Origin of the sequence: Ancrocorticia sp. (assembly GCF_052089425.1) — a bacterium.
Lineage (GTDB): Bacteria > Actinomycetota > Actinomycetes > Actinomycetales > Actinomycetaceae > Ancrocorticia.
In genome coordinates this window covers 14454-18802 of the sequence record NZ_JBQCZW010000036.1, presented here as the reverse complement: position 1 = coordinate 18802, position 4349 = coordinate 14454, and the positions used below count along the sequence as shown (strand labels likewise).

The following is a 4349-nucleotide window of genomic DNA, read 5'->3' as shown; positions in this document are numbered from 1 at the left end:
ACCGTGACCGTCCCCGTGATCCAGAAGTCCCCGAGGTTATTACCCCAGCAGACTTGGATAAAGATTCCCGCCGGCGCCTGAACTCGTTGACCAAGGACAATGCGGACCGCGTGGCCCGCCATCTCGTCTACGCCGGCACCATGATGGATGAGAATTCTGAGGTTGCCTATGAGCATGCTCAGGCGGCATACCGCCATGCAGCGCGTGTAGATATCGTGCGTGAAGCGCTAGGTTTAGCGGCCTATGTGACGGGGCGTTACGCGGAGGCGCTGCGCGAGCTGCGCACGTACCGCCGGATGACCGACGATTATACCCATGTGGCGATCGAGGCCGATTCTGAGCGCGGCTTGGGCCGGGCTGAGAAGGCCCTGTCCTTCATCGCTGAGATCCCGATGAAGCGGCTGGACAGCGAGGCGCAGATCGAACTGGCGCTTGTGACGTCAGGCGCCCGTGCCGATACTGGCGATTCAGAGGGCGGACTCTCCGTGATCGAGAAGATCAAGGCAGAGAACCTTCAGCAGATGCTCCGTGCACGCGTGGAGCTGATCCGCGCTGATCGCTACGAGGAACTCGGCCGTGAAGATGAGGCCGAAGAGATCCGTTCAACGTGGGCACCGATCTTCGCTGAGGAAGGCGAAGTTGACGTGTACCAAGACGAAGAAGAGGAAACGGTTGACGAATCCTCCGATGCTGATTCGGCTGCAGATGATTCTGAGGTTGAAGGTGTTGAGGTCGAGTCCGTCTCAGAAGAAGCGGAGGACACAAAGCCGGAGGCTGAAGAGCAGTGACTCAAGCGCTTGTTAGCCAGTTTGATGTAGGACTGTTCGATCTGGACGGCGTGTGCTATCTGGGTCAAGAGCCAGTTGTTCACGCGCCCGAATCAATTTCCGCGGCCGTGGGTATGGGGCTCAAGCAGGCTTACGTGACCAACAATGCCTCGCGCCATCCGGCCGTCGTGGCTGCTCAGCTGGAGGCCATAGGGATTCCAGCGCCGGCAGATTCGGTGGTCAATTCGGCTCAGGTAGGTTCGCAGATGTTGGCCGAGCATGTTGAGCCCGGCTCCAAGATCCTCGTCCTCGGTGCACAGGCCCTGAGGGATGAGGTGACGGCGAGGGGGCTCGTCGTCGTCGAATCTGCTGATGACCACCCAGCAGCGGTTATTCAGGGCTTCTATCCCGAAGCAAACTGGGCTGACTTGAGCGAGGCGGCTCTCGCGATCCGTGCGGGCGCGCTCTACGTGTGCACCAATCTGGACAAGACGATCCCACGCGAACGCGGTCTTATGGTGGGCAATGGATCGCTCGCGCGTGCCATTTCGAATTCAACCGGCGTGGAGCCGCTCTCCGCGGGAAAACCCGAACCGGAAATCTTCCAGATCGCCGCGAAAATGCTCGAAGCGCGTAGCCCGTTCGCGATCGGGGACAACCTTGATACCGATATTCAAGGTGCCGTGAGCGCTGGAATGCCGGTGCTGCATGTGCTGACGGGACTGGCATCGGCGCGCGACATTTGCCTCGCGCCCGCGCATCAGAGGCCCACTTACTTGGCGGACGATTTGCGAGCCATGTTGGAGCCCTACCCGGATTCCGGTGGCGACGGTCCGCAGGCGTGGGTTGGTGAGGCGCACGCGCGTTGGACGGGCTCCGCTTTTGAGGTGGGAACGATTGGGGACGACGACGGGTTGGTTCGCCGGCTCGGCGCCGATCCTGTGGAACTTAACCTCAACCAGTACCGTTCTCTCGCGCTATCGGCATGGGGTGCGGCGGATTCAGGAGTCTCCGTCAGTGAGATTTCTGCGGCGCTGCCGGAGATCACCGTGAGCAGAGATCATGAGTGAGAATCTTCCTGCGGCCCCTCGCGCACCACGCGAGGCCGATGAGGTGCTGGCCAACCTTGACGAACAGGATACGGACGCCCAGATCGGTGCCCTTGGCGAGCTTCTGGAGGATCTGACGCATAAGCTCGGAAAGGCGCAGGGCTAACCGTGGGGCGGCTCAACCGTGTAGATACGGAGTTGGTGCGGCGCAAGCTGGCGCGTTCGCGTGAGCACGCGAGGGAGCTGATCGCCGATGGCCTCGTGCTATTGGACGGCCAGAAGGTCACCAAGCCTGCACGCCAGATGGATCCCGCTCAGCCACTGCGGATCGTGGAGGGCAGGCGCGAGGATTATGTATCCCGCGGGGCATACAAGCTGATCGGGGCACTCGACGAACTGGGCGATCGCGCTCCCGACATTGAGGGAAAACGCTGCTTGGATGCCGGTGCCTCGACTGGCGGCTTCACGGACGTGCTGCTGCGGCGCGGGGCCGGGCACGTGGTGGCCGTGGATGTGGGGTACGGGCAGATCGCGTGGAAGTTACGCGAAGATCCGCGGGTGAGCGTGATAGAGCGGACGAATGTACGCACTCTGGACCCAACGATTGTGGCGCCACCCCCGGAGATTGTTGTGGGGGATTTGTCCTTTATTTCTCTTGGGCTGGTGATGCCCGCTCTGGTTCGGGCGGCGGCGCCCGGAGCCGATTTCCTCCTCATGGTCAAACCGCAATTCGAGGTGGGTAAGGACCAACTTGGTTCAGGCGGCGTGGTTCGCGATACGCGCCTGCACGCTGAGGCTGTTGTGAATGTTGCTGAGGCTGCACGAAGGTGCGGTTTGGGGATTCAGGCCGTGGCAGCTTCGCCGCTGCCCGGACCTGCAGGTAACGTGGAGTACTTCCTTCACATGATTTCGGGTGGGGCGGACCTGCTTGGGGATGCTCTTGCTGATAGCGTGGCTACCGCAATAGAAAACGGCCCGGCGGGCCAGGAAGCGTAGGTAGCATGACTCGGCGGATCACGCTCATTTCTCACCCCGAACGGCAAGATGCCGCCCAAACCGCCGATGTTGTGGCGCAACACCTGACAGAGCTGGGCTTCGCCGTGGAAACGGAGACGGCGGTTGATGCGGCGGTTGGTGGGGCGTCTCATGCGGTGGCCGGATCTGAACTGATTCTTGTAATCGGCGGAGACGGGACCATTTTGCGGGCGGCCGAATTGGGGCGGCCCGCAGGCGTACCGATCCTCGGCATCAACTACGGGCACGTGGGCTTCCTCTCCGAGGCGGATCCTGACGATATTCCACAGGTCATTCAGAACATCGTGGATGGGAACTGGCTGATCAACGAACGGATGACCATCGACGTGAGCGTCAAGCTCCCCGATGGGACCGAACACCGGAACTGGGCGCTCAACGAGACGGCGATCGAAAAGGATCCAAATGCCCAGATGATCGAAGCTTCCATCGGCGTGGACGGGCGTGAATTGTCCTCATTCAAAGTGGACACGGTGGTGTGTTCAACCGCCACCGGCTCTACCGCGTACAACTTTTCGGCGGGCGGCCCCGTGGTGTGGCCGAACGTGGACTGCATGGTGATGACACCCATCGCGGCACACGCCCTCTTCACTCGCCCGCTCGTTGTGGGGCCGGACTCCACACTCGAGCTTCACGTATTGGAAGACAATGCGCGCGTGTGGTGTGACGGGCGGCGCATGATTGAAGCTCCCTGTGGCTCTGTGATCCGAATCGTCCGTGGGGCGGCGCCGGTCAAGTTAGCGCGCCTGAACGATTCGCCATTCTCTGGGCGTCTTGTCACGAAATTCCAACTTCCCGTTAAGGGATGGAGGGCAAACGGGACAGGTGCCCCGAATGGTGAGGACAAGCGTCTGGACGCTGTGGAGAAGTAACGTGATTGAGCAGCTTCGGATTTCTAACCTTGGCGTGATCGAATCCGCCGAACTTGAACTGGGCACAGGACTGACCGCACTGACGGGCGAAACTGGTGCCGGTAAAACGATGGCCGTCACGTCCCTCGAATTGCTCTTGGGGGCGAAGGCCGATTCGTCCAAAGTCCGGCGTGGGGCGAAGAGCGCCGTTGTTGAAGGAGTCTTCTCTGTACCGGCCGATTCGGAGGTTGTCCCACGAATCGTGGAGGCCGGCGGTGACGTGGACGAGGAAGACGGCACAGCAACAGTCATTATTTCGCGCCAGGTTCCCGCCAGTGGGCGTTCGCGATCCTTCATCGGAGGCCGGACTGTGCCCACCAGTGTGCTGACGGAAATTGCCGGCGCCCTTGTGACAGTTCACGGCCAAACCGATCAGCTTCGCCTTGCCACACCCAGCCAGCAGCGGGTGGCCCTCGATGAATTTGGCGGAGCGCCGGTGACTCGGGCGTTCGCCACGTGGCGTTCGGCGTGGGAGGCCTACAACGAGGCCAGCACTCAGATCGAACAGTTCGAGGAGCAGGCTCAAGACGCAGCCCGGGCGCGGCTGGCATACGAGGCTCTCGTGGCCAAAGTGGATGATATCCAGCCAA

6 protein-coding genes are annotated in these 4349 nt (G+C 61.4%); all 6 read left to right on the top strand.

Annotation, left to right across the window (positions count from 1 at the left end; genetic code table 11):
• On the top strand, window positions 1-788 hold a 788-nt coding region (locus tag ACTHV6_RS10075), incomplete at its 5' end, for a hypothetical protein (RefSeq protein ID WP_441387368.1).
• Window positions 785-1837, top strand: coding sequence for an HAD-IIA family hydrolase (locus ACTHV6_RS10070; protein WP_441387367.1), 1053 nt, complete (start codon window positions 785-787; stop codon window positions 1835-1837). The genes ACTHV6_RS10075 and ACTHV6_RS10070, both read left to right, overlap by 4 nt.
• A complete protein-coding gene (locus ACTHV6_RS10065) occupies window positions 1830-1982 on the top strand; it encodes a hypothetical protein (RefSeq protein ID WP_441387365.1) in 153 nt (50 codons plus the stop codon). The genes ACTHV6_RS10070 and ACTHV6_RS10065 overlap by 8 nt, the downstream gene beginning before the upstream one ends.
• Window positions 1983-1984: 2 nt before the next feature.
• Window positions 1985-2812, top strand: coding sequence for a TlyA family RNA methyltransferase (locus ACTHV6_RS10060; protein ID WP_441387363.1), 828 nt, complete (start codon window positions 1985-1987; stop codon window positions 2810-2812).
• Window positions 2813-2817: 5 nt separating this feature from the next.
• Complete coding sequence (locus tag ACTHV6_RS10055; RefSeq protein ID WP_441387361.1) at window positions 2818-3720, top strand: NAD kinase; 903 nt, start codon at window positions 2818-2820, stop codon at window positions 3718-3720.
• A 1-nt stretch (window position 3721) separates the two neighbouring features.
• Window positions 3722-4349: AAA family ATPase (locus tag ACTHV6_RS10050; RefSeq protein ID WP_441387359.1), on the top strand; the 628-nt coding region annotated here is incomplete at its 3' end.

Excerpts from the sequence above, each read along its gene's own strand:
- ACTHV6_RS10065 (WP_441387365.1), top strand. The coding sequence starts at position 1,830 with ATGAGTGAGAATCTTCCTGCGGCCCCTCGCGCACCACGCGAGGCCGAT.
- ACTHV6_RS10055 (WP_441387361.1), top strand. The coding sequence starts at position 2,818 with ATGACTCGGCGGATCACGCTCATTTCTCACCCCGAACGGCAAGATGCC.